Source organism: Streptomyces speibonae (assembly GCF_984686075.1).
Map to the genome: position 1 here is coordinate 3,595,379 of NZ_OZ480260.1, position 24,435 is coordinate 3,619,813.

19 protein-coding genes and 3 rRNA genes are annotated in these 24,435 nt (G+C 68.3%); 3 read left to right on the forward strand and 19 right to left on the reverse strand.

Annotation, left to right across the window (positions count from 1 at the left end; translation table 11 throughout):
* Positions 1–190: 190 nt before the first annotated feature.
* From AC5L3C_RS16170 to AC5L3C_RS16220, 11 genes are all read right to left on the reverse strand, one after another.
* The gene (locus AC5L3C_RS16170) at positions 191–1,276 is read right to left on the reverse strand and encodes a lysophospholipid acyltransferase family protein (protein ID WP_493649603.1); all 1,086 of its coding nucleotides are present in this window, start codon (positions 1,274–1,276) and stop codon (positions 191–193) included.
* Positions 1,277–1,290: 14 nt separating this feature from the next.
* Complete coding sequence (locus AC5L3C_RS16175; RefSeq protein ID WP_493649604.1) at positions 1,291–2,352, reverse strand: NAD-dependent epimerase/dehydratase family protein; 1,062 nt, start codon at positions 2,350–2,352, stop codon at positions 1,291–1,293.
* Positions 2,353–2,521: 169 nt separating this feature from the next.
* Complete coding sequence (locus AC5L3C_RS16180) at positions 2,522–2,620, reverse strand: 30S ribosomal protein bS22 (protein ID WP_003948845.1); 99 nt, start codon at positions 2,618–2,620, stop codon at positions 2,522–2,524.
* Between the two features lie 154 nt (positions 2,621–2,774).
* Positions 2,775–2,987 (reverse strand): helix-turn-helix domain-containing protein, encoded by a 213-nt coding sequence (locus AC5L3C_RS16185; protein WP_004984898.1) that lies wholly within the window; start codon positions 2,985–2,987, stop codon positions 2,775–2,777.
* A 129-nt stretch (positions 2,988–3,116) separates the two neighbouring features.
* The gene (locus AC5L3C_RS16190; RefSeq protein ID WP_493649605.1) at positions 3,117–3,932 is read right to left on the reverse strand and encodes a phosphatase; all 816 of its coding nucleotides are present in this window, start codon (positions 3,930–3,932) and stop codon (positions 3,117–3,119) included.
* 127 nt (positions 3,933–4,059) lie between these two features.
* Positions 4,060–5,232 (reverse strand): acetoin utilization protein AcuC, encoded by a 1,173-nt coding sequence (locus AC5L3C_RS16195; RefSeq protein ID WP_493649606.1) that lies wholly within the window; start codon positions 5,230–5,232, stop codon positions 4,060–4,062.
* Positions 5,183–6,412: an MFS transporter gene (locus AC5L3C_RS16200; RefSeq protein ID WP_493649607.1), complete on the reverse strand. Its 1,230-nt coding sequence runs from the start codon at positions 6,410–6,412 to the stop codon at positions 5,183–5,185. Before AC5L3C_RS16200 ends, AC5L3C_RS16195 begins: the two co-directional genes overlap by 50 nt.
* A 66-nt stretch (positions 6,413–6,478) precedes the next feature.
* Positions 6,479–7,135, reverse strand: a complete 657-nt coding sequence (locus AC5L3C_RS16205; RefSeq protein ID WP_493649608.1) for an HAD family hydrolase — start codon at positions 7,133–7,135, stop codon at positions 6,479–6,481.
* Between the two features lie 61 nt (positions 7,136–7,196).
* Positions 7,197–7,313: ribosomal RNA gene (gene rrf, locus AC5L3C_RS16210) — 5S ribosomal RNA — on the reverse strand.
* A gap of 93 nt (positions 7,314–7,406) precedes the next feature.
* A 23S ribosomal RNA gene (locus AC5L3C_RS16215) occupies positions 7,407–10,532 on the reverse strand.
* 309 nt (positions 10,533–10,841) lie between these two features.
* Positions 10,842–12,369, reverse strand: a 16S ribosomal RNA gene (locus AC5L3C_RS16220).
* Together the 16S, 23S and 5S rRNA genes form the textbook arrangement of a ribosomal RNA operon.
* Before the next feature lie 755 nt (positions 12,370–13,124).
* On the opposite strand from AC5L3C_RS16220, the gene trpS reads away from it, so the two are divergent.
* Positions 13,125–14,159 carry a tryptophan--tRNA ligase gene (trpS, locus tag AC5L3C_RS16225; RefSeq protein ID WP_493649609.1) on the forward strand — a complete coding sequence of 345 codons (1,035 nt, stop codon included), beginning with the start codon at positions 13,125–13,127 and terminating at the stop codon, positions 14,157–14,159.
* Here trpS and AC5L3C_RS16230 read toward each other — a convergent pair.
* Positions 14,090–15,121, reverse strand: a complete 1,032-nt coding sequence (locus tag AC5L3C_RS16230) for a GlxA family transcriptional regulator (protein ID WP_493649610.1) — start codon at positions 15,119–15,121, stop codon at positions 14,090–14,092. The genes trpS and AC5L3C_RS16230 overlap by 70 nt on opposite strands.
* A 75-nt stretch (positions 15,122–15,196) precedes the next feature.
* On the opposite strand from AC5L3C_RS16230, the gene AC5L3C_RS16235 reads away from it, so the two are divergent.
* Positions 15,197–15,784: a cysteine hydrolase family protein gene (locus AC5L3C_RS16235; RefSeq protein ID WP_493649611.1), complete on the forward strand. Its 588-nt coding sequence runs from the start codon at positions 15,197–15,199 to the stop codon at positions 15,782–15,784.
* 29 nt (positions 15,785–15,813) lie between these two features.
* On the opposite strand, the gene proC is transcribed toward AC5L3C_RS16235, so the two are convergent.
* The 6 genes from proC to AC5L3C_RS16265 form a co-directional block, all read right to left on the reverse strand.
* Complete coding sequence (proC, locus tag AC5L3C_RS16240) at positions 15,814–16,626, reverse strand: pyrroline-5-carboxylate reductase (protein WP_493649612.1); 813 nt, start codon at positions 16,624–16,626, stop codon at positions 15,814–15,816.
* A 90-nt stretch (positions 16,627–16,716) separates the two neighbouring features.
* Complete coding sequence (locus tag AC5L3C_RS16245; RefSeq protein ID WP_493649613.1) at positions 16,717–17,520, reverse strand: ABC transporter permease; 804 nt, start codon at positions 17,518–17,520, stop codon at positions 16,717–16,719.
* Complete coding sequence (locus AC5L3C_RS16250; protein ID WP_493649614.1) at positions 17,517–18,320, reverse strand: ABC transporter ATP-binding protein; 804 nt, start codon at positions 18,318–18,320, stop codon at positions 17,517–17,519. The genes AC5L3C_RS16245 and AC5L3C_RS16250 overlap by 4 nt, the downstream gene beginning before the upstream one ends.
* A 32-nt stretch (positions 18,321–18,352) precedes the next feature.
* Positions 18,353–19,147 carry a class I SAM-dependent methyltransferase gene (locus tag AC5L3C_RS16255; protein WP_493649615.1) on the reverse strand — a complete coding sequence of 265 codons (795 nt, stop codon included), beginning with the start codon at positions 19,145–19,147 and terminating at the stop codon, positions 18,353–18,355.
* Positions 19,148–19,200: 53 nt separating this feature from the next.
* Positions 19,201–19,707: an EamA/RhaT family transporter gene (locus AC5L3C_RS16260; RefSeq protein WP_493649616.1), complete on the reverse strand. Its 507-nt coding sequence runs from the start codon at positions 19,705–19,707 to the stop codon at positions 19,201–19,203.
* Between the two features lie 106 nt (positions 19,708–19,813).
* Entirely contained in the window at positions 19,814–20,122 is a 309-nt protein-coding gene (locus AC5L3C_RS16265; RefSeq protein ID WP_493649617.1) for an SH3 domain-containing protein, read from the reverse strand.
* Between the two features lie 184 nt (positions 20,123–20,306).
* On the opposite strand from AC5L3C_RS16265, the gene AC5L3C_RS16270 reads away from it, so the two are divergent.
* A complete protein-coding gene (locus tag AC5L3C_RS16270; RefSeq protein WP_493649618.1) occupies positions 20,307–22,490 on the forward strand; it encodes a serine/threonine-protein kinase in 2,184 nt (727 codons plus the stop codon).
* Between the two features lie 33 nt (positions 22,491–22,523).
* Here AC5L3C_RS16270 and ilvD read toward each other — a convergent pair whose 3' ends face one another.
* Entirely contained in the window at positions 22,524–24,377 is a 1,854-nt protein-coding gene (gene ilvD / locus AC5L3C_RS16275) for a dihydroxy-acid dehydratase (RefSeq protein ID WP_493649619.1), read from the reverse strand.
* Positions 24,378–24,435 lie beyond the last annotated feature (58 nt).

Genomic DNA, 24,435 nt, shown 5'->3' on the forward strand with positions numbered 1-24,435 from the left:
CGGCACCGCACACACATACGGCCGGTAGAAACGACCTGACCGGTCGGAGGAACTCAGAAGAACACCGACCGCCGCTGCACCAACAACTTGGCCCCTCCTGTCCGCTGCCCTCGCACTGCTTCGCAGGCTTCGGACAGCTGCGCCGGACTCCGTCCGGCGACTCACCACCCGGGCCAACGGGAAGGCGGCTTCAGAAGAACACCGACCGCCGCTGCACCAACAACTTGTACAGCGTGTGCTGAATCTGTTCCCTGACCTGGTCCGTCAGGTTGAACATCAGCATTGGGTCCTCCGCCGCCTCCGGCGGAAAGCCGTCCGTCGGGATCGGCTCGCCGAACTGGATCGTCCACTTCGTCGGCAGCGGCACCGCACCGAGCGGCCCGAGCCACGGGAACGTCGGCGTCAGCGGGAAGTACGGGAAGCCCAGCAGCCGCGCCAGCGTCTTCGCGTTGCCGATCATCGGGTAGATCTCCTCCGCCCCGACGATCGAGCACGGAACGATCGGCGCCCCCTGCCGCAGCGCCGTCGAGACGAACCCGCCCCGCCCGAAGCGCTGGAGCTTGTACCGCTCGCCGAAGGGCTTCCCGATGCCCTTGAACCCCTCGGGCATCACCCCGACCAGCTCCCCCTGCGCCAGCAGCCGTTCCGCGTCCTCCGCGCAGGCCAGGGTGTGTCCGAGCTTCCGGGCGAGTTCGTTGACCACCGGCAGCATGAACACCAGGTCCGCGGCAAGCAGCCGCAGATGACGGTCGGCCGGGTGGTGGTCGTGCACGGCGACCTGCATCATCAGGCCGTCCACCGGCACCGTCCCGGAGTGGTTGGCGACGATCAGCGCGCCGCCCTCCGACGGGATGTTCTCGATGCCCTTCACATCGACCCGGAAGTACTTCTCGTACACCGGACGCAGCAGCGACATCAGAACCTGGTCGGTGAGCTCCTCGTCGTAGCCGAAGTCGTCGACGTCGTAGTCCCCGGTGAGGCGGCGGCGCAGAAAGGCCAGGCCGCTCGCGATCCGCCGCTCCAGGCCGCCGTCGCCGTCACCGTCCCCGGCGCTCTCGGCGGCCGGCTGCTCCTGGGTCTGCTCGTCCTCACCGGTCACCGGATCATCATCGTGCACGGGCGTCACTCCCGGCAGGGGCTGGACCTCCCCCACCGCCGCGGGCCCCGGCCCGCCCTGGCGCCGACTCGCCGCACTTCGGCGGCGCGACGTGCGCTGCGCGGCCCCGCCGCGGGAACGGTGGTCGTCGTCGAACGGAATGACCTTGGCGTCCGCCATCGTTGCTGCGCTCCTCAGTTGGCGCTCTGCGTCGGGGAGTGACCGCTGCCCGGCAGGGGCAGCGCGGCGATCCGGTCGACGGCCCCCGCGAGGGCCTCCGGCGGAAGCAGCCCGGGACCACGACTGCGGACGAAGTCGGCAAACGTTTCGGCAGTCGAGTACTTCGGGGTGAAACCCAGCGTCTCCCGCATCTGGTCCGTCGCCACCACCCGTCCGTGCGTGAGCAGCCGGATCTGCTCGGGCGAGAAGTCCGACATCCCCAGCGTACGCATCAGCGAACCCGCCCAGGTGACCGCGGGGAGCAGCAGCGGCACGGTGGGCCGGCCCAGCCGCCGGGAGCACTGCGAGAGCAGCAGCACACCGTCGCCGGCGATGTTGAAGGTGCCGCTGTTGAGCGTGGAGCGGCGGGGTTCGTGCGAGCCGATCCGCAGCACCTCGATGACGTCGTCCTCGTGGACGAACTGCAGCCGGGGGTCGTAGCCGAAGACGGTCGGCAGCACCGGCAGCGAGAAGTACGAGGCGAGCGGGCTGTCCGCGGCCGGGCCCAGGATGTTGGCGAACCTGAGCACGCACACGGCGACGTCCGGGCGGCGCCGCGCGAAGCCGCGCACATAGCCCTCGACCTCGACGGTGTCCTTGGCGAAGCCGCCACTGGGCAGCGACTTGGGCGGGGTCGTCTCGGTGAAGACCGCCGGATCGCGGGGCGCCGAACCGTAGACGTTCGTACTGGACTTCACGACCAGCCGCTTGATGCTGGGGGACTTCTGGCAGGCGCCCAGCAGCTGCATGGTCCCGATGACGTTGGTCTCCTTCAGCGCCGTCCGGCTGGAGCTGCCCAGCGGCGTCCCGGTGACGTCGAGGTGGACGACCGTGTCGGCGCCCGTCTCGGCGAGCACCCGCGCGATGGTGGGCTGCCGGATGTCCGCCTGGACGAAGTCGGCGCCGCCCAGGTGGTGCTCGGGCGGCACCGCGTCCACGCCGACGACCCGGTCCACCTCGGGGTCCCGCAGGATCCGCCGGACGAAGCGGCCTCCCAGCTGCCGGGCCACCCCGGTCACGAGCACGACCTTTCCCAAGATCAGCGCCTTCCTCTCGCCCTGCTCCCGACGGCCAACCTATCGGGTCACCGTCGCTCTGCGGAACCAACCGAATGCCCGTCGTGACGACCGCCCCGGACGTACGAACGGCAGTGGCCCCCCACCGGACTGCGGTGGGGGGCCACTGGACACGCTTTCGCGCTGCCGCTTACTTCTTGTTGCGACGCTGGACGCGCGTGCGCTTGAGCAGCTTGCGGTGCTTCTTCTTGGCCATCCGCTTGCGCCGCTTCTTGATAACAGAGCCCACGACTACCCTCGCTCACTTCTCATCACTCGGTGTTTGGGCGCCATGGGCCCACACGACCTACGAGGGGCTAGCCTACCCGCCCGAGCGCTGAGGTCGTAATCGAGGTGACCGGGGAGGCCCCTACACGCTCGGTACGGGACTCCCCGGCACGCCGTCAGGCGGTTTCCACCCCCACGTAGCTCTCGCGGAGGTACTCGTGAACCGCTTGCTCCGGGACGCGGAAGGACCGCCCCACCCGGATCGCGGGCAGATGACCGCTGTGCACCAGGCGGTACACGGTCATCTTCGACACTCGCATCACCGAGGCGACTTCCGCCACGGTAAGGAACTGAACCTCGTTCAGAGGCCTCTCGCCAGCTGCAGCCATGACACACCTGAACCTTCCGCACTCGACGGCCACCGGCTTCCCCTTCCGGTGACTCTTCGTCGCTGCGTGCTCACTCCCCAATGTAGGTGCCTGTGATGCGAGTGGGGAAGAGGTGCAGCCATCGGCGACCTACTGTGACAGACACGCTCGATTGAGTACGTAGCGGGTCAGCGGCAGGTAGTAATCGGACCGCGCACCGTCCTCAAGTGGAACGACGAGCGATACGGCCCCCTCGGCCTCCCCGACGAACGGGGCCGGGTCGTTCACATCGGCCAGTCCCATGGCCTCGAACCCCAGCTGACCTGCCCCGCAGACCCAGCCGTGGTCTCCGATCACCAGCGCGGGAAGCGGCCCGCCGGCGTCGGCCGCCGCGGCGAGCGCGGTCCGAACCGGGAGCGGGGAGTGCGTGTGTGCGCCCGGCTCACAACCGGGGTGCTGCGAGGTCGCGCCGCGGACGAGCCCGACTCCTCGTACGTAGTCGAGGTTGCAGGTGCGTAGGCCGAACCGGGTCGTTATGTCGACACGGCGACCCTGCGCCGGAGTGAGGACGGTACATCCCGCTGACGACAGACCGTCTGCCAGAGCGGCGTAGAAACCGAGCAGCCGGTGGGGGTGACCGGTCCCGAGAAGGACCGGCTCACGGCCCCGGGCGGCCTCCGCCAGACGCTCCGCACAGGCGTCCAGCGCGGCCAGGGTACGCCCGGGGTCGATCACATCATGGCCGAAGGTATGCGCAGGATCGGCCGAAACTCCACACCGGTCCGCCATCAGCGCGATCAGATCCCGCTGTCCCCATACCCATTGCGGATCCAATCCGATCAACAGGCGCGGGTCCCGCGCGGCGAACAACCGATAGCTGCGCAGGCTCTCCTCCCGGGTGGTGCCCACCACCCCGGCGAGCCGGGCAGCCAGGAGATGCGCACGAAGGCCGTCGGTGGTCAGCACACCAGCGATGGTGCGGGACACCGGGGCCCTGCGGGGCCGGAACGGCACGGACACCGCACGGTCGGCCTAACGGCCCCCGCGGACGCCGTCGTCGGAGCCGGCCCTACGGGCACCCTCCCCCGGGGCCCTACGGCAGCAGCCCCCGCAGCGGGAACACCGCACGCCGTGTCGCGAGGATCGCCTGGTCCAGGCGGTCCGCCGGGTCGTACCCCTCGTCCCACGCGGTCCAGGACACCGGCCACCGCCCGTCCGTCATCCGCCGGGGTGCCGGCTGCCGGGTCCGGGCGTAGACCTGCTGCCGCCATTCCTCGGGGATCATCTCCGTCGGCTCCACGGGCCGCCCGGCCGCGATCGCCACCAGATGGGTCCAGGACCGCGGCACGACCTCCACCACCGCGTAGCCGCCACCGCCCAGTGCGACCCACCGCCCGTCGGAGTACTCGTGCGCGAGCTCGTGGCAGGCCGTCTGCACCGCCCGCTGCGCGTCCAGCGACACCGCCAGATGCGCCAGCGGATCCTCGAAGTGCGTGTCGGCCCCGTGCTGCGTCACCAGCACCTGCGGCCGGAAGTCCGCCAGCAGCTCCGGTACGACGGAGTGGAACGCCCGCAGCCATCCGGCGTCGCCGGTCCCGGCCGGCAGGGCGACGTTGGCCGCACTGCCCTCCGCCGTGCCCGCTCCGGTCTCCTCCGGCCACCCGGTCTGCGGGAACAGCGTCCGCGGATGCTCGTGCAGCGAGATCGTCAGCACACGCGGGTCGTCCCAGAACGCCGCCTGCACCCCGTCGCCGTGATGCACGTCCACATCGACGTACGCGACCCGCTCGGCCCCCAGCTCCAGCAGCCGGGCGATGGCCACGGAGGCGTCGTTGTACACGCAGAAGCCGGAGGCGGACCCGGGCATCGCATGGTGCAGCCCGCCCGCGAAATTCACCGCGTGCGCCGCCTCCCCACGCCACACGGCCTCCGCCGCCCCCACCGACTGCCCCGCGATCAGCGCCGACACCTCGTGCATCCCGGCGAACGCGGGATCGTCCAGCGTGCCCAGCCCGTACGACTGGTCCGCGAGCTCGGGCACCTCCGACGCCGTCCGCACCGCCTCGATGTAGTCCTCCCGGTGGACGAGCCGCAGCGTCGACTCCCCGGCCGCCTTGGCGGCGACCACCTCCACCTCGCGGTCGAGCCCGAAGGCGGAGACCAGTCTCCGGGTCAGGTCGAGCCGGACCGGGTCCATCGGATGGTCCCGGCCGAAGTCATAGCCCGTTACTGCCTCGTCCCACATCAGCTGTGCGCGGCCGCTCATGATGGCCACCGTATCGGTCAGGCCGAGGCGCGAACGAACGGGCGTACACGAGGGTCACCAGGACCAACACCATCGGAACGAGCATCGCCCCGCGATAGCTCCACACATCGCCCAGCGTCCCGACCAACGGAGAACCGATCAGAAAGCCCACATAGTTGAAGACATTCAGCCGGGCTATGGCCGCGTCCGAAGCCCCCGGCCGCCCCGTCTCGTCCGCACGCCGCCCCGCCGCCGCGAACGTCTGCGGCACCAGCACACACAGTCCCAGCCCCAGCAGCGTGAACCCGAGCATCCCCGCCCACGCCCCGGGCGCCCCGGCCACCACGGCGAACCCCACCGCCGCCACCAGCGCCCCCGCCCGCACCACCGCCACGGCCCCGAACCGCCGCACCCCGAGGTCCCCGATCGTCCGCCCCAGCAGCGTGGTGACCATGTAGACGTTGTACGGAACGGTCGCCAGCTGCTCCGAACTGCCGAGCACGTCCTGGAGGTACTTCGCACTCCAGTTGGAGACCGTCGAGTCCCCGATGTAGGCCACGGTCATCACCAGACACAGCGGCAACAGCCATCTGAGACCGCCGCCCGCGCCCACACCCTCGACGTCCTGTGGAGCAGCGTCGTCGCGGCTGTCGACGTACCAGCGGCTCCCGACCAGCGCCGCCGGCATCAGCACCAGCACGACCGGCAGATACGACACCCACAGCGCCAGCTCCCAGTGCGCCCCGACCCAGGCGAGCGACGCCCCGACGATCCCGCCCAGGCTGTACGCCGCATGGAAACTGAGCATGATGCTGCGCCCGTACGCCCGCTGAAGGCTCACCCCGAGCATGTTCATCGACGCGTCCAGCGCGCCGACGGCCAGCCCGAAGGCGGCCAGGGCCACGGCGAGCAGGGTCATGTCACGGCCCGCCCCGACCCCGAGCAACGCCAGCAGCACCACGGGCTGCGACCAGCGCAGCACCCGGCTCGGCGGAACCCGCTTCACCAGACGCTCCGTGGTCACACTGCCGACGCCGGCCAGGATGGGAACGGCGGCGAGGAAGACGGGCAGCAGCGCGTCGGAGACCCCGTACCGGTCCTGGATGGCCGGGATGCGCGTCACGAGCAGAGCGAACGCGACGCCCTGCACAAGGAAGCTGAACGCCAGCGAGGCCCTGCCGCGCCGCAGCACATCAGTCATGGCGGCGAGCGTAAGGCTCGGGGGTACTGGTGGGTAGATCCGGTCAAAGATGAGTCGGATTCAGTTTCAGTCCGAGTCTCTGGAGACGAGCGCGACCAACTCCCGCATGTCGCCGAAGAGTCGCGTGGCTCCGTCGAGCTTCTCGGCCGGCGTCATCGCGGTGAACCCGTACACATCCATCCCGGCCGCCACGGCCGCCTGCACACCGAGCGGGCTGTCCTCCACGACCACACACCGCTCGGGCGGCAGGCCCATGCGCGTCGCCGCGTGCAGGAACAGATCGGGGGCGGGCTTCCCGCGTCCCACGTCCTGCGAGCTGAAGATCCGCTCGTCGTCGAACCACCGGTCGAGCCCCGCCGCACGGTGCCCCACCCGGATCCGCTCATGACTCCCCGACGACGCCACGCAGTACGGCACCCCGTCCGCCGCCAGCTTCTCCAGGACGTCGGCGACCCCGGACACCGGCTTCAACTCCCGCTCGAACGCGGCGAAGACGCGAGCGTGGAAGACGTCGTCGAAGTCGGCCGGCAACCGCCGTCCGGTCCGCTCCTCGATGAGGTCGTGCACCCGGTGCAAGGCCGACCCCATGTAGTCCCGGATGGAGTCCTCGTAGGTGGTGGGGTGCCCGAGCTCGGTGAGGTAGGAGGCAAGGTGCCTGTTGGAGATGGGCTCACTGTCGACGAGCACACCGTCGTTGTCGAAAATCACGAGGTCATAGCGCATGGCATGACCCTAAACGCCGAAAGCCCCCGGGCCGAATGGCACGGGGGCTCTCTCAAGAATTGTTCGGCGGCGTCCTACTCTCCCACAGGGTCCCCCCTGCAGTACCATCGGCGCTGTAAGGCTTAGCTTCCGGGTTCGGAATGTAACCGGGCGTTTCCCCTACGCTATGACCACCGAAACACTATGAAACAATCAACAACCAGCACCACGCCGTGACCATGGCATGGGGTTGTTCGTGGTTTCAGAACCAACACAGTGGACGCGAGCAACTGAGGACAAGCCCTCGGCCTATTAGTACCGGTCAACTCCACACGTTACCGTGCTTCCATATCCGGCCTATCAACCCAGTCGTCTACTGGGAGCCTTACCCCATCAAGTGGGTGGGAGCCCTCATCTCGAAGCAGGCTTCCCGCTTAGATGCTTTCAGCGGTTATCCCTCCCGAACGTAGCCAACCAGCCATGCCCTTGGCAGAACAACTGGCACACCAGAGGTTCGTCCGTCCCGGTCCTCTCGTACTAGGGACAGCCCTTCTCAAGACTCCTACGCGCACAGCGGATAGGGACCGAACTGTCTCACGACGTTCTAAACCCAGCTCGCGTACCGCTTTAATGGGCGAACAGCCCAACCCTTGGGACCGACTCCAGCCCCAGGATGCGACGAGCCGACATCGAGGTGCCAAACCATCCCGTCGATATGGACTCTTGGGGAAGATCAGCCTGTTATCCCCGGGGTACCTTTTATCCGTTGAGCGACGGCGCTTCCACAAGCCACCGCCGGATCACTAGTCCCGACTTTCGTCCCTGCTCGACCCGTCGGTCTCACAGTCAAGCTCCCTTGTGCACTTACACTCAACACCTGATTGCCAACCAGGCTGAGGGAACCTTTGGGCGCCTCCGTTACTCTTTAGGAGGCAACCGCCCCAGTTAAACTACCCATCAGACACTGTCCCTGATCCGGATCACGGACCCAGGTTAGACATCCAGCACGACCAGACTGGTATTTCAACGACGACTCCACCCGAACTGGCGTCCAGGCTTCACAGTCTCCCAGCTATCCTACACAAGCCGAACCGAACACCAATATCAAACTGTAGTAAAGGTCCCGGGGTCTTTCCGTCCTGCTGCGCGAAACGAGCATCTTTACTCGTAGTGCAATTTCACCGGGCCTATGGTTGAGACAGTCGAGAAGTCGTTACGCCATTCGTGCAGGTCGGAACTTACCCGACAAGGAATTTCGCTACCTTAGGATGGTTATAGTTACCACCGCCGTTTACTGGCGCTTAAGTTCTCAGCTTCGCCCACCCGAAAGTGAGCTAACCGGTCCCCTTAACGTTCCAGCACCGGGCAGGCGTCAGTCCGTATACATCGCCTTACGGCTTCGCACGGACCTGTGTTTTTAGTAAACAGTCGCTTCTCGCTGGTCTCTGCGGCCACCCCCAGCTCACCGAGTAAATCGGATCACCGAGTGTGGCCCCCCTTCTCCCGAAGTTACGGGGGCATTTTGCCGAGTTCCTTAACCATAGTTCACCCGAACGCCTCGGTATTCTCTACCTGACCACCTGAGTCGGTTTAGGGTACGGGCCGCCATGAAACTCGCTAGAGGCTTTTCTTGACAGCATAGGATCATCCACTTCACCACAATCGGCTCGGCATCAGGTCTCAGACTATTGCCAGGCGGATTTACCTACCTGACGTCCTACACCCTTACCCCGGGACAACCACCGCCCGGGATGGACTACCTTCCTGCGTCACCCCATCACTCACCTACTACCAGCTCGGGTCACCGGCTCCACCACTCCGACCTCGTCCGAAGACTCAGCCGACGGCTTCACGGGCTTAGCATCACTGGATTCGATGTTTGACGCTCCACAGCGGGTACCGGAATATCAACCGGTTATCCATCGACTACGCCTGTCGGCCTCGCCTTAGGTCCCGACTTACCCTGGGCAGATCAGCTTGACCCAGGAACCCTTAGTCAATCGGCGCACACGTTTCTCACGTGTGAATCGCTACTCATGCCTGCATTCTCACTCGTCAACCGTCCACAACTCGCTTACGCGGCTGCTTCACCCGGCAGACGACGCTCCCCTACCCATCACGATCCCCGTTGGGGGTACATATCGCAATGACACGACTTCGGCGGTACGCTTGAGCCCCGCTACATTGTCGGCGCGGAATCACTAGACCAGTGAGCTATTACGCACTCTTTCAAGGATGGCTGCTTCTAAGCCAACCTCCTGGTTGTCTCTGCGACTCCACATCCTTTCCCACTTAGCGTACGCTTAGGGGCCTTAGTCGATGCTCTGGGCTGTTTCCCTCTCGACCATGGAGCTTATCCCCCACAGTCTCACTGCCGCGCTCTCACTTACCGGCATTCGGAGTTTGGCTAAGGTCAGTAACCCGGTAGGGCCCATCGCCTATCCAGTGCTCTACCTCCGGCAAGAAACACACGACGCTGCACCTAAATGCATTTCGGGGAGAACCAGCTATCACGGAGTTTGATTGGCCTTTCACCCCTAACCACAGGTCATCCCCCAGGTTTTCAACCCTGGTGGGTTCGGTCCTCCACGAAGTCTTACCTCCGCTTCAACCTGCCCATGGCTAGATCACTCCGCTTCGGGTCTTGAGCGTGCTACTCAGATCGCCCTCTTCGGACTCGCTTTCGCTACGGCTACCCCACCCGGGTTAACCTCGCAACACACCGCAAACTCGCAGGCTCATTCTTCAAAAGGCACGCAGTCACGACGTTGAGTGCAAGCACTCAACGCGACGCTCCCACGGCTTGTAGGCACACGGTTTCAGGTACTATTTCACTCCCCTCCCGGGGTACTTTTCACCATTCCCTCACGGTACTATCCGCTATCGGTCACCAGGGAATATTTAGGCTTAGCGGGTGGTCCCGCCAGATTCACACGGGATTTCTCGGGCCCCGTGCTACTTGGGTGTCTCTCAAACGAGCCGCTGACGTTTCGACTACGGGGGTCTTACCCTCTACGCCGGACCTTTCGCATGTCCTTCGCCTACATCAACGGTTTCTGACTCGTCTCATGGCCGGCAGACCATGAAAGAGAGATCCCACAACCCCGAATGCGCAACCCCTGCCGGGTCTCACACGCATACGGTTTGGCCTCATCCGGTTTCGCTCGCCACTACTACCGGAATCACGGTTGTTTTCTCTTCCTGCGGGTACTGAGATGTTTCACTTCCCCGCGTTCCCTCCACTTGCCCTATGTGTTCAGGCAAGGGTGACAGCCCATGACGACTGCCGGGTTTCCCCATTCGGACACCCCCGGATCAAAGCCTGGTTGACGACTCCCCGGGGCCTATCGCGGCCTCCCACGTCCTTCATCGGTTCCTGGTGCCAAGGCATCCACCGTGCGCCCTTAAAAACTTGGCCACAGATGCTCGCGTCCACTGTGCAGTTCTCAAACAACGACCAACCACCCACCACCCCAAGCAGCGGCTCGAGTTCACTGGGGCCGGCACCGAAGGAACGACCATGCGGCCGTGCCTTCAGACACCCAACAGCGTGCCCGGCACCCTCGCCTCTCGTGGTCTGCGTTCCACGCTCCGAAGAGCAGTACTAGCAGCCCGAGGCGGCTGAAGATGCCGAGTAGTCAACGTTCCACCCATGAGCAACCAGCATCAGACGTTCGCCGATGTACTGGCCTCTGACCAACCGGAGTTGGTGAGAAGTGCTCCTTAGAAAGGAGGTGATCCAGCCGCACCTTCCGGTACGGCTACCTTGTTACGACTTCGTCCCAATCGCCAGTCCCACCTTCGACAGCTCCCTCCCACAAGGGGTTGGGCCACCGGCTTCGGGTGTTACCGACTTTCGTGACGTGACGGGCGGTGTGTACAAGGCCCGGGAACGTATTCACCGCAGCAATGCTGATCTGCGATTACTAGCGACTCCGACTTCATGGGGTCGAGTTGCAGACCCCAATCCGAACTGAGACCGGCTTTTTGAGATTCGCTCCACCTTGCGGTATCGCAGCTCATTGTACCGGCCATTGTAGCACGTGTGCAGCCCAAGACATAAGGGGCATGATGACTTGACGTCGTCCCCACCTTCCTCCGAGTTGACCCCGGCGGTCTCCCGTGAGTCCCCAGCACCACAAGGGCCTGCTGGCAACACGGGACAAGGGTTGCGCTCGTTGCGGGACTTAACCCAACATCTCACGACACGAGCTGACGACAGCCATGCACCACCTGTACACCGACCACAAGGGGGCACCCATCTCTGGATGTTTCCGGTGTATGTCAAGCCTTGGTAAGGTTCTTCGCGTTGCGTCGAATTAAGCCACATGCTCCGCCGCTTGTGCGGGCCCCCGTCAATTCCTTTGAGTTTTAGCCTTGCGGCCGTACTCCCCAGGCGGGGCACTTAATGCGTTAGCTGCGGCACGGACGACGTGGAATGTCGCCCACACCTAGTGCCCACCGTTTACGGCGTGGACTACCAGGGTATCTAATCCTGTTCGCTCCCCACGCTTTCGCTCCTCAGCGTCAGTATCGGCCCAGAGATCCGCCTTCGCCACCGGTGTTCCTCCTGATATCTGCGCATTTCACCGCTACACCAGGAATTCCGATCTCCCCTACCGAACTCTAGCCTGCCCGTATCGACTGCAGACCCGGGGTTAAGCCCCGGGCTTTCACAACCGACGCGACAAGCCGCCTACGAGCTCTTTACGCCCAATAATTCCGGACAACGCTCGCGCCCTACGTATTACCGCGGCTGCTGGCACGTAGTTAGCCGGCGCTTCTTCTGCAGGTACCGTCACTTTCGCTTCTTCCCTGCTGAAAGAGGTTTACAACCCGAAGGCCGTCATCCCTCACGCGGCGTCGCTGCATCAGGCTTTCGCCCATTGTGCAATATTCCCCACTGCTGCCTCCCGTAGGAGTCTGGGCCGTGTCTCAGTCCCAGTGTGGCCGGTCGCCCTCTCAGGCCGGCTACCCGTCGTCGCCTTGGTGAGCCGTTACCTCACCAACAAGCTGATAGGCCGCGGGCTCATCCTGCACCGCCGGAGCTTTCGAACCGCCTGGATGCCCAGACGGTTCAGTATCCGGTATTAGACCCCGTTTCCAGGGCTTGTCCCAGAGTGCAGGGCAGATTGCCCACGTGTTACTCACCCGTTCGCCACTAATCCCCACCCGAAGGTGGTTCATCGTTCGACTTGCATGTGTTAAGCACGCCGCCAGCGTTCGTCCTGAGCCAGGATCAAACTCTCCGTGAATGTTTTCCCGTAATCGGGATGAACACCACGAGAGCGGTGCGAGAGGAGGAATAGTCCCCTCGCACACAGCGTCCTCGCTGTGTTTTTTCAAAGGAACCTCGCCCCAGCAGAAGCTGGAGACGGGGTATCAACATATCTGGCGTTGACTTTTGGCACGCTGTTGAGTTCTCAAGGAACGGACGCTTCCTTCGTACTCACCCTCTCGGGCTTTCCTCCGGGCGCTTCCCTTCGGTGTTTCCGACTCTATCAGATCTTTTTCTCGATCTGATCCCCGGTCAGCGGGGTTTGTCATCCCGGCCGTTGGGCCGTTCCGACGAGTGAGACTTTAGCGGATTCCCGGCTCCCGACCTAATCGGGGTCCTGCGCCCTTTCGGGTGCGGATTCCTCATTGCGCGAATACACATACCAATGGACACGTCGGCAGACAGACTGCTGACGTCGATCAGTAGTGGTACTCGCGGAATGGCCACCCGGGGACCGACCGAAGTCGGCGCTCACGTCGGGCAACCCGGAGAACACTACGGATCCCGCCAAGGCGTGTCAACTCGCTGCCCGGCCCCACCCCCAGGGCGTAGGGTGGGCCCATGACGACGCGTACGTACAGCCAGTTCTGGTGGGCCGCCTGACGGCGGCCGACGCTACGTACGCACTCGACGGCCGCCGCCTCGGCGGCCGTTTTGTTTTCTCCCTCCAGCACTCCGAGGGGCGGCCGCACCGGGGACGGCGGTCCTGGCCAGGAGCAGGGAGAAGAAGAGATGACACGGGTCTTCAGTGGGATCAAGCCGACCGGACATCTGACGCTGGGGAACTATCTGGGGGCCATGCGGCGGTGGGCCGCGGTGGACCAGCACCAGTCGGACGCGCTGTTCTGCGTGGTCGACCTGCACGCGCTGACCGTGGACCACGATCCGGGGCGGGTGCGCAGACTCAGCCGGCAGGCGGCGACGCTGCTGCTGGCGTCCGGGCTCGACCCGGAGCTGTGCACGGTGTTCGTGCAGAGCCATGTGGACGAGCACGCGCGGCTGTCGTATCTGCTGGAGTGCGTGGCCACGGACGGCGAGATGCGGCGGATGATCCAGTACAAGGAGAAGGCGGCCCGGGAGCGGCGGCGGGGCGGGAGCGTGCGGCTGTCGCTGTTGACGTATCCGGTGCTGATGGCGGCGGACATCCTGGCCTACCGGGCCGATGAGGTGCCGGTCGGCGACGACCAGACGCAGCATGTGGAGCTGGCACGGGATCTGGCCGTGCGGTTCAACCAGCGGTACGGGCATGCCTTCGTGGTGCCGCGGGCCACCCATCCGGTGGTGGCGACGCGAGTGATGAATCTGCAGGATCCGCTGGCGAAGATGGGCAAGAGCGAGGACACGGGGCCGGGGATCGTCTATCTGCTGGACGAGCCGGACGTGGTGCGGAAGAAGGTCATGCGGGCGGTGACCGACAGCGGACGCGAGGTCGTGTACGACAGGGAGGCCCGGCCGGGGCTGGCGAATCTGCTGGAGATCCTCGCGGCGTGCTCGGGTGGGAACCCGGAGGCGCTGGCCGGTGTATATGAGTCGTACGGGTCTTTGAAGAGGGACACGGCGGAGGCCGTGGTCGAGGTTCTGCGGCCCGTGCAGGAGAGGCACAAGGAGTTGTGCGCGGATCCTGGCTATGTAGAGGGGGTGCTGCGGGATGGTGCGGAGCGGGCGCGGGGTAGGGCGCGGCCGACCGTGGATGCCGCTTACCGGGCGATCGGCCTGTTGCCGGCGGGCTCGGATACCGGGGCGCCCGTGCTGAACGCGGCTCGGTAGGCGCGGGGGCTGGTGGCGAGGCGCGATGCGAAGTGCTGACGCATGGTGACCTCGCTGCCGAAGCCGGCCCGGCGGGCGACCTCGGGCATGGGGAGGTCGGTGCGTTCGAGGAGGCGCTGGGCTGCGGCGATGCGCTGGTCGAGGAGCCAGCGCAGCGGCGTGGTGCCGGTGGCCGCGGTGAAGCGGCGGGCGAAGGTGCGCGGTGACATGCCGGCGCGGGCGGCCAGGTCGGCGACCGTGAGCGGCTGGTGGAGATGGCGCAGGGCGTGCTCGCGTACGGCGGCGAGGGTGTCGGCGTCGCGGTCGGTGCGGGGAGTGGGGTGCTCGATGAACTGGGCCTGGGTTCCGGTGCGGAAGGGGGCCGTGACCATGGAGCGGGCGATGGTGGCGGCGGCTTCGGCTCCGTGGGCGAGGCGGATGAGGTGGAGGCACAGGTCGATGCCGGCGGCGGTGCCGGCCGCGGTCCAGATGTTGTGGTCCTCGATGAACAGGGCGTCGGGGACGACGGTGACGTGGGGGTGGTGGGCTCGGAAGAGGTCGATCAGGTTCCAGTGGGTGATGGCGCGGCGGCCGTCGAGGAGACCGGCCTGGGCGAGGGTGAAGGCGCCGCCGCAGAGGGCGGCGATGGGGGTGCCACGGGCGTGGGCGTGGCGGAGGGCGTCGAGTACGGGAGGCGGTGCGGGGGTGAGGTGGTCGTCGAGACCCGGGACGACGACGAGGTCGGCCTCGGTGAGCCAGGTGAGGGGGCGGTCGGGGAGCAGGGTGAGGCCGCCGCGCATGGGGACGGGGGTGGTGTCGGAAGCGACGCGGTGCAGGTCGAAGGCGGGGGCGCCGCGGTCGGTGCGGTCGGGGCCCCAGACCTCGGTGATGACGGAGACGTCGAAGGCGCGGATGCCGGGGAAGGCGACGAGGGCCACGCGGTACGGGGCGCGTGGGCGGTCCGGTGCGGGGGTGCTCACCATGGTCGGCAGTAAACCATCGATCGATGGCTTTTGCACCTCTGGGATGCGGGGCGGAGGGCGGCAAGGATCGGGGGCATGGATATCGCGGAGAACGCAGCGCTGGTGGTCGTCGATGTGCAGCAGGGCTTCGAGGACCTCGAATTCTGGGGGACGCGGAACAACCCCGGAGCCGACAAGAACATCGCCTCGTTGATCGACGTCTGGCAGGCGTCGGGCCGGCCGGTGGTGTTCGTGCGGCACGACTCGGTGGGGCCGCGGTCGCCGTTGCGGCCGGGACAGCCGGGCAATGCCTTCAAGGACTATGTGGAGGCGCGGCGGGGGAAAGGGGGTGCGGGGTCCGAGCTGCTGGTGACGAAGAGCGTGAACTCGGCGTTCCACGGTTCGCCGGATCTCGATGCCTGGTTGAAGGAGGCGGGCATCTCCCAGTTCGCGGTGGCCGGGATTCAGACCAACATGTGCGTGGAGACGACGGCCCGGGTGGGTGGGAACCTGGGGTACGAGGTGCTGTTCGTGTACGACGCGACGTACACGTTCGGTCTGGAGGGGCCGTTCGGCTGGCGGCGCGAGGCCGAGGAGCTGGCGCGGGCGACGGCGGTGTCCCTGCACGGGGGTGGTTTCGCCCGGGTGGTGACGACCGGGGAGGTCGTGGAGGCCGCGGGGTGACCCTCTCCGTGCAGGGGTGGTGAGGTGCGTCAGTCCTTGGTGCCGCCGGCGAGTTCGCGGCTGCGGTCGCGGGCGGCTTCGAGGGCGGCGATGAGGGCGGCTCGTACGCCGTGGTTCTCAAGTTCGCGGATGGCGTTGATGGTGGTGCCGGCGGGGGAGGTCACGTTCTCGCGGAGCTTGACGGGGTGTTCGCCGCTGTCGCGGAGCATCGTCGCGGCGCCGATCGCGGACTGGACGATGAGGTCGTGGGCCTTGTCGCGGGGCAGGCCCAGCAGGATACCGGCGTCGGTCATGGCTTCGACCAGGTAGAAGAAGTACGCCGGGCCGGAGCCGGAGAGGGCGGTGCAGGCGTCCTGCTGGGACTCGGGGACGCGGAGGGTCTTGCCGACGGCGCCGAAGATCTCCTCGGCGTGGGCCAGGTGCTCGGCGGTGGCGTGGCTGCCGGCGGAGATGACCGACATGGCCTCGTCGACGAGGGCGGGGGTGTTGGTCATGACGCGGACGACCGGGGTGCCGGTGGTGAGGCGCTCCTCGAAGAAGGAGGTGGGGATGCCCGCGGCGCCGCTGATGACGAGGCGGTCGGCGGGGACGTGCGGGGCGAGTTCGTCGAGGAGGGCGCCCATGTCCTGGGGTTTGACCGTGAGGATCAGGGTGTCGGCAATCTTGGCGGCTTCCGGGTTGGAGACCGGGGTGACTCCGTGGCGGGCGCGGAGTTCGTCGGCCCGTTCCTGGCGGCGGGCGGTGACCAGGAGGTCGGCGGGGGCCCAGCCGGCGCGGATCATTCCGTTGAGCAGGGCTTCGCCGATCTTGCCGGTGCCGAGGACTGCGACTTTCTGGGTCATGGCTGTTGGTGCCCTCCAGGGGTGGTTTGTCCCTCGTCATCCTCGCATCCCGGAGGTGTGGCGGGTGTGGGCGTCCGGTGGGCGGGACGCCTACGGGGTTCGGCGTTTCAGGGTGGCGGCGCCCAGGGTGAGAACCAGCAGGGCGCAGCCGGCGACGATCAGGACGTCGCGGACGAGGGCTGCCGTCATGTCGGTGTGCTGGAGGACCTCGTTCATGGCGTCGACGGCGTAGGACATGGGCAGCGCGTCGGAGACGGCCTCCAGGACGGGGTGCATGTTCGGGCGGGGGGTGAAGAGGCCGCAGAGGAGGAGCTGGGGGAAGATCACCGCCGGCATGAACTGCACCGCCTGGAATTCGGAGGCGGCGAAGGCCGAGACGAAGAGGCCGAGTGCGGTGCCGAGGAGGGCGTCGAGCAGGGCCACCAGGAGGAGCAGCCAGGGGCTGCCAGTGACGTCGAGGCCGAGGAACCAGACGGCGAGGCCGGTGGCGAGGACGGACTGGACGATCGCCAGGGCGCCGAAGGCGAGGGCGTAGCCGGCGATGAGGTCGCCCTTGCCGAGGGGCATGGCCAGGAGGCGTTCCAGGGTGCCGGAGGTGCGTTCGCGCAGGGTGGCGATCGAGGTGACCAGGAACATCGTGATGAGCGGGAAGATCCCGAGGAGGGAGGCCCCGATGGTGTCGAAGACGCGTGCGCTGCCGTCGAAGACGTAGCGGAGCAGGAAGAGCATCACGCAGGGGACGAGGACCATCAGCGCGATGGTGCGCGGATCGTGGTGGAGCTGGCGCAGGACCCGGGCGGCGGTGGCGGTGGTGCGGGAGAGGTTCAGGGCGCGGGGCGGGGCGGGTGCGGCCGGGGCGGTGGGGGCGGCCGTCGTCGGGTGGGTGGTGCTCATGGGGTGGTCTCCTTCGCCGTCTCCTGTGTGCGGCCGGCCGCGGTCGCCTCGTCGACCAGGTGGAGGAAGGCGTCCTCGACGGTGTCGGTGCCGGTGCGGGTGCGCAGGGCGTCGGGGGCGCCGTCGGCGAGGATCTCGCCGGCGCGCATGAGCAGGAGGCGGTGGCAGCGTTCGGCCTCGTCCATGACGTGGGAGGAGAGCAGCAGGGTCGCGCCGCGTTCGGCGGCGATGGTGTGGAAGAGCTGCCAGAGGTCGCGGCGCAGGACGGGGTCGAGGCCGACGGTGGGTTCGTCGAGGACGAGCAGTTCCGGGGTGCCGAGGAGCGCGACGGCGAGGGAGACGCGGCTGCGCTGCCCGCCGGAGAGGGTGCCGGCGAGGGCGTCGGCGTGGGTGGTGAGGTCGACGTCGGCGATGGCCCGGGTGACGTTCTCGTGGCGGCGGTCGGCGGCCGCCCGGCCGGGGTCGAGGATCGCGGCGAAGTAGTGGAGGTTCTGGCGGACGGTGAGGTCGTCGTAGACGGAGGGGGCTTGGGTGACGTAGCCGATGCGGGTGCGCAGGGTGGGGTGTCCCGCGGGGCTGCCGAGGACCTCGAGGGTGCCGGTGACCTTGGCCTGGGTGCCGACGACGGCCCGCATCAGGGTCGATTTGCCGCAGCCGGAGGGGCCGAGGAGGCCCGTGATCCGACCGCGCGGGACGGTGAAGTCGAGGCTGCGCAGGACGGTGCGGGGGCCTCGGACGACGGTGAGGTCCTGGGCGTGGACGGCCGGTTCCTCCGGTGGGCGGGAGGAGTAATTCATCATGCGATGAATAATCCTCCGCGCCCCGGGAGGCGTCAAGCCGTCGGTGTCGTCGGCGTCGTCGCGAGGAGGAGGACGACGTCGTAGGTCTCCTCGACGATCCCGTCCGGGAAGATCCTCAGGACGTGCCGTCGCTCCTCGGCGAGGTAGGCCGCGGTGCGGTCGGCGTCCTGGGTCAGGAAGACCGAGTGGGTGCCGAGGTTGGCCAGGTGGGTGTCGACGGGCACGCGGCGGCTCCAGCGGATGTCGCGGCGGAGCAGGCCGAGGCGGCCGGTGGGGTCGGCGGCGCGGGCGCCGACGGTGCGCTGCTCGGCGGAGAGTCCGCGGCCGAAGTGGCGGTCGAGGCGCCGGCCCGCCTCGGCGATCCACGTCACGTCGAGCGCGGCGGTGTTCCACCACAGGGCGAGTGCGCCGCCGGGGCGCAGGACGCGCAGCGCCTCCGGGACGGCACGGGCGGGGTCGGTCCAGTGCCAGGCCTGGGCGTAGGTGAGGACGTCGGCGCAGTGATCGGCGAGAGGGAGGGCATTGCCGTTGCCCCGGACGACCGGCACATGGGGCAGGGCGCGGCGGAACTCGGCCGCCATGCCGTCGCCGGGCTCGACGGCGAGCACATCGGCGCCGCGCGCGTGCAGACGGGCGGTCGCCATGCCCGTACCGGCGCCGACGTCCACGACGCGGGAGCCGGCGAGAGGGCGTCCGGCCAGCTCCTCGATGGTGTCGAAGAGCGCGTCCGGGTAGGAGGGGCGGTTGGCCGCGTACCGGGCGGCGGCTCCGTTGAAGGAGTGGGCTCGGGCGGTGTGGGCGGCCTGGTCGGAACTCGATGTCGTCATACGGCCATGGTGGCCGTGGCAGGGCGCGGGCCGGAGGGGTTTCTCCGGTGCGGTCAGGAGCGGCGGCGCTTCTTCGACGGGTTCCCCGAACGGCGGGTGACGCGCTTGTCGTACTCCTCGCGTGCCGTGGCGTACTCCGCGCGGTGCAGCTTCTCGCCCGGCGCCTCGACGAGGGAGCGGACGAAGTAGGCGAGGAGTGAGCCGATGAAGCCGATGGACAGCAGGCCGCGCAGGGACGCCTGGCGCTCGGGGTCGGGGCGGGTGCTGAAGCCCGACCAGGTGTGGCGGAAGGCGAGCGAGCTGCAGATCGCGAACATCACGACCATGAGCAGCGAGACGAAGCTGCCGACGTCGGCGATCCGGAGCCCGTCGTAGGCGATGCGCAGCACGAAGCAGGCGGCGGCCGCGGCCGCGAGGGAGCCGACGGCGACGCCGATGCGGCGGGCGGTGTAGCCGCCGGAGTGGTCGACCCAGGTCGTGCCGAAGAACCGGATGGGCTCGGGCCGGGGGCCCGCGGGGGTCCCGGGGGTGCCGTGCGTGTCGTTCTCTGCTGCGCTCACCCGACGATTGTCACTCCTGCCCGCGCGGACGCGGGACCCCTCCCCCGCCGGCTCCCGCCGCGGGCCGGTTGTGCGGCCCGCGGCGGGCACCACGGTGGCGGTCCCTCTAGCAGCGCGGGGCGACGTAGCCGTCGCTGCCGGTGTAGATGTACGCGTCGGAGACGTACTGGCCGCTGCCGATGTTGTCCCAGATGTTCGACGTGCCGTACGGGCCCGACACCCGGGTGCCGGTCGTCTGGCAGTTGATCCGCACCCTGGCGCCCTCGGACAGGACCCGCACGACGGAGTAGTTGGTGCCGGGACCGCTGCGGACGTTGAGCCGGTAGCCCGGAGCCACCGGGTAGGAAGCCGCGGCGGCGGCCGTGGTCACCTTCTCGTCCCCGCCCGCCATCTCCTGCGTCCCGTCGACAGACATGGGAAACCTCCCCCGTTTTTCGTCCCACGACCGTCGTGGGGCCACAGTCATTCCCCTGGAACAAGCCATGAAACACGAGTTCTCCGATCACACGTACTTACGGGCAAGCCCCCTCGGTCCCGTACACCTCATCGACTAGGCTCCGAACGATCGCGCGCGTGAACGACAGCACGGGGGTGGTTCCATGGCGCCGCAGCGGAACGCCGGGGCGGGCGCGGAAGCGGAACTTCCTGAGTACGCCGGCCACTACCGTCTGGAGTCATGCCTGGGCTCGGGCGGCATGGGCGTGGTGCATCTGGCCCGCAGCCCCTCGGGGATGCGGGTCGCGGTGAAGGTCGTGCACGCCCGGTATGCCAGGGACCCCGAGTTCAGAGGGCGGTTCCGGCAGGAGGTGGCCGCGGCGCGGCGGGTGAGCGGAGCGTTCACGGCGCCGGTCGTCGACGCCGACCCGGAGGGCGTGCGGCCCTGGATGGCCACCCTGTACATCCCCGGTCCGACCCTCTCCGAGCAGGTGAAGCGGAACGGCCCCATGGACCCGGACCAGTCGCGTCGGCTGATGGCCGGACTGGCGGAGGCGCTGCGCGACATCCACCGCGTGGGCGTGGTGCACCGGGACCTGAAACCGAGCAACGTCCTGCTCGCCGAGGACGGGCCGAAGGTCATCGACTTCGGCATTTCCCGGCCACGTGACAGCGAACTGCGCACGGAGACGGGGAAGCTGATCGGAACGCCGCCGTTCATGGCGCCCGAGCAGTTCCGCAGACCCCGTGAAGTGGGCCCCGAGGCCGATGTGTTCGCCCTCGGCTCACTCGTGGTGCACGCGACGACGGGACGCGGTCCGTTCGACTCCGACAGCCCCTATGTCGTCGCCTACCAAGTGGTGCACAACGAGCCCGATCTGACGGGCGTACCGGAGTCGCTCGCGCCACTGGTACTGCGGTGCCTGGCCAAGGAGCCCGGGGACCGGCCGACACCGGACGAGCTGATGCGGGAGCTGCGGTCGCTGTCCGCGGCGTACGAGACGCAGCTCTTCGTCCCGGCGCCGCGCACGCCCGCTGCCTCGGAGGCGGCGAAGGAGCCGGAGTCATCGGCGGAGGCACCGAAGTCCCCGGTGGAGGCGGCCGGGGAGCGGCCCGTGCGGCGGCTCGGCCTGCGGACGGCCGTGGTGGCCGGGGCGCTCTGCCTCGCCGTGCTCGGCGGGTTCACGGCGGTTCAGCTGCTCGGCGGCGGCACGGAAACCGCGCGGAAGGCCCCTGCCGCGCAGAGCGCGGCGGGCCGCTACGGCACGTGGGAGACGGCGCCCGCCCCGGACAGCGGCGGCATGCCCCAGTGCACCCCCATGACCGAGGGGCTGCTGTGTGCCCTGCCCGGCCTGGTCTTCGCCCTCGACCCGGCCGACGGCCGCACCCTGTGGCGGCACGAGGTGGAGGGGACGGTCCGCAGTGAACCGCCGGTCGTGGCGGGCGGCTTCGTCCACCCCTCCCTCGACCGGATCGGTGATCTGGAAGCGCTCGACCCCGCCACGGGCGAGCGGGTGTGGCGGAAGGACGCGCCCGAGTACCAGGGGCTGGAGGCGGTCGGCGACATGCTCCTGCTGACCCGCGGCGACGGGACGGTCACGGGCGTGGACGCCGCATCGGGCGAGACCCGCTGGTCCACCCGGATCCCGGGCCATGGCGTGCCGTACTTCACCTCCTTCGCCGGGGAGACGGCTGAGACGGGGGAGACCGGTACGGCGGGGCAGGCGGTGAAGGCGGCGGAGCCGTCGGCGTACACGACGAGCACGTCCCGGGACGAGAGCCGGACCCGGGTCACCGCGGTGGACCCGGCGACCGGTGAGGTGCGCTGGGACGCCGAGCTGGAGGGGTCGCTGACGCCCGTGGGAGCCGCGGACGGGGACGTGTACCTCGTCGCCGGCGGCGATGTGTCCGGGGACGCGAAGGCCGTGCTCCGCTACACGCCCGCCACCGGCGACACCCGCCGGGTGACGCTGGAGGTGCCCGTCGCGGAGGCGCAGAGCGGGGTGCACGGGGACACCGTGTACCTCATGGGTGCGGGCGGTTCGCTGGTCGCCGTCGACATGGCCGCCGGCACCGAGCGGTGGCGCCTGGAGACGGGTGTGAGCCGGGGCTCGGTGCCCGCCTCCGACGGGCGACACGTGTATGTGACCGCGCCCGACGGGCGGCTGCTGGGCGTCGACGCCCGCGAGGGCAAGCTCCTCGGCCAGACCCGGCCGCGTCTCGGCGCCGATTCCGACCGCGTTCCCGCGTCGCTGCCGACGCCCGTGCTCGCGGGAGGCCACGTCTACGCCGGTGCGCCCGACGGCACCGTGTTCGGCGTGTCGGGGCGCGACCCGGCCGCCTGGTGATCCGACGGGCGCCCGCGAGGGCGGACCGGGCGGTCAGCCCAGCTTGCTCACGTCCCGCACCGCGCCCTTGTCCGCGCTGGTCGCCATCGCCGCGTACGCGCGCAGGGCCGCCGAGACCTTGCGGTCGCGGTTCCTCGGCACGTACCGGCCGCCCAGCGCCTGCTCGCGCCGGCTGAGCTCGTCCTCGTCGACCAGCAGCTCGATGGAGCGGTTGGGGATGTCGATGCGGATGCGGTCGCCGTCCTCGACCAGGGCGATGGTGCCGCCCGAGGCCGCCTCCGGGGAGGCGTGGCCGATGGACAGGCCGGAGGTGCCGCCGGAGAAGCGGCCGTCGGTGACCAGCGCGCAGGCCTTCCCGAGGCCACGGCTCTTCAGGTACGACGTCGGGTAGAGCATCTCCTGCATGCCGGGGCCGCCCTTGGGGCCCTCGTAGCGGATGACGACGACGTCGCCCTCCTTGACCTGCTTGGTGAGGATCTTCTCGACGGCCTCCTCCTGCGACTCGCAGACGACCGCCGGGCCCTCGAAGGTCCAGATGGACTCGTCGACGCCGGCCGTCTTGACGACGCAGCCGTCGACCGCCAGGTTGCCGCGCAGCACCGCGAGGCCGCCGTCCTTGGAGTAGGCGTGCTCGACGGAGCGGATGCAGCCGCTCTCGGCGTCCTCGTCCAGGGACTCCCAGCGCTCGGACTGGGAGAAGGCCTCCGCCGACCGCACGCAGCCGGGGGCGGCGTGCCAGAGCTCCAGCGCCTCCCGGGAGGGCGAGCCGCCGCGGACGTCCCAGGTCTTCAGCCAGTCGGCGAGCGAGGGGCTGTGGACGGAGTGCACGCCCTCGTTGAGCAGCCCCGCGCGGTGCAGCTCGCCCAGCAGGGCGGGGATGCCTCCCGCGCGGTGCACGTCCTCCATGTAGTACGTGCGGTCCTTGGCGACGTTCGGGGCGACCTTGGCCAGGCAGGGGACGCGGCGCGAGAGGGCGTCCATCTCGGTGAGGCCGAAGGAGACGTCGGCCTCCTGGGCGGCGGCCAGCAGGTGCAGGATCGTGTTGGTGGAGCCGCCCATCGCGATGTCGAGCGCCATGGCGTTCTCGAAGGCCGCCGGTGTGGCGATGTTGCGGGGCAGGACCGAGTCGTCGTCCTGCTCGTAGTAGCGGCGGGTCAGCTCGAGCACCGTGCGCGCGGCGTCCTCGTAGAGGGCCTTGCGGGCGGTGTGGGTGGCCAGCACCGAGCCGTTGCCGGGCAGGGAGAGGCCGATGGCCTCGGTGAGGCAGTTCATCGAGTTGGCGGTGAACATGCCGGAACAGGAGCCGCAGGTCGGGCAGGCGTTCTCCTCGATGCGGAGCACGTCCGCGTCGGAGATCTTGTCGTTGGCCGCCTCGACCATGGCGTCCACCAGGTCCAGCGTGCGGACCGTGCCGTCGACCAGGGTGGCGCGGCCGGACTCCATCGGGCCGCCGGAGACGAAGACCGTGGGGATGTTCAGGCGCAGGGCCGCGTTGAGCATCCCCGGCGTGATCTTGTCGCAGTTGGAGATGCAGATCAGGGCGTCCGCGCAGTGTGCCTCGACCATGTACTCCACGCTGTCCGCGATCAGGTCGCGGGAGGGCAGGGAGTACAGCATGCCGCCGTGGCCCATCGCGATGCCGTCGTCGACGGCGATGGTGTTGAACTCGCGCGGGATGCCGCCGGCCGCCGTCACCGCCTCACTGACGATCCGGCCGACCGGGGCGAGGTGGGTGTGTCCGGGGACGAACTCGGTGAAGCTGTTGGCGATCGCGATGATCGGCTTGCGGCCGATGTCCGCGCCCGGTACACCGGAGGCGCGCATAAGGGCGCGGGCGCCCGCCATGTTGCGGCCGTGGGTGACTGTGCGGGACCTCAGATCGGGCATCGTCGCTCGCTCCTTCGGAGAGTTCTGACGGCATCGAGCGTACGCCGGTCATCCAGAG

Coding starts and splice junctions, on each gene's coding strand:
- AC5L3C_RS16170 (WP_493649603.1), bottom strand. CDS start 1,276: ATGGCGGACGCCAAGGTCATTCCGTTCGACGACGACCACCGTTCCCGC.
- AC5L3C_RS16185 (WP_004984898.1), bottom strand. CDS start 2,987: ATGGCTGCAGCTGGCGAGAGGCCTCTGAACGAGGTTCAGTTCCTTACC.
- AC5L3C_RS16195 (WP_493649606.1), bottom strand. CDS start 5,232: ATGAGCGGCCGCGCACAGCTGATGTGGGACGAGGCAGTAACGGGCTAT.
- AC5L3C_RS16200 (WP_493649607.1), bottom strand. CDS start 6,412: ATGACTGATGTGCTGCGGCGCGGCAGGGCCTCGCTGGCGTTCAGCTTC.
- AC5L3C_RS16205 (WP_493649608.1), bottom strand. CDS start 7,135: ATGCGCTATGACCTCGTGATTTTCGACAACGACGGTGTGCTCGTCGAC.
- trpS (WP_493649609.1), top strand. CDS start 13,125: ATGACACGGGTCTTCAGTGGGATCAAGCCGACCGGACATCTGACGCTG.
- AC5L3C_RS16230 (WP_493649610.1), bottom strand. CDS start 15,121: ATGGTGAGCACCCCCGCACCGGACCGCCCACGCGCCCCGTACCGCGTG.
- AC5L3C_RS16235 (WP_493649611.1), top strand. CDS start 15,197: ATGGATATCGCGGAGAACGCAGCGCTGGTGGTCGTCGATGTGCAGCAG.
- proC (WP_493649612.1), bottom strand. CDS start 16,626: ATGACCCAGAAAGTCGCAGTCCTCGGCACCGGCAAGATCGGCGAAGCC.
- AC5L3C_RS16245 (WP_493649613.1), bottom strand. CDS start 17,520: ATGAGCACCACCCACCCGACGACGGCCGCCCCCACCGCCCCGGCCGCA.
- AC5L3C_RS16250 (WP_493649614.1), bottom strand. CDS start 18,320: ATGATGAATTACTCCTCCCGCCCACCGGAGGAACCGGCCGTCCACGCC.
- AC5L3C_RS16255 (WP_493649615.1), bottom strand. CDS start 19,147: ATGACGACATCGAGTTCCGACCAGGCCGCCCACACCGCCCGAGCCCAC.
- AC5L3C_RS16265 (WP_493649617.1), bottom strand. CDS start 20,122: ATGTCTGTCGACGGGACGCAGGAGATGGCGGGCGGGGACGAGAAGGTG.
- AC5L3C_RS16270 (WP_493649618.1), top strand. CDS start 20,307: ATGGCGCCGCAGCGGAACGCCGGGGCGGGCGCGGAAGCGGAACTTCCT.
- ilvD (WP_493649619.1), bottom strand. CDS start 24,377: ATGCCCGATCTGAGGTCCCGCACAGTCACCCACGGCCGCAACATGGCG.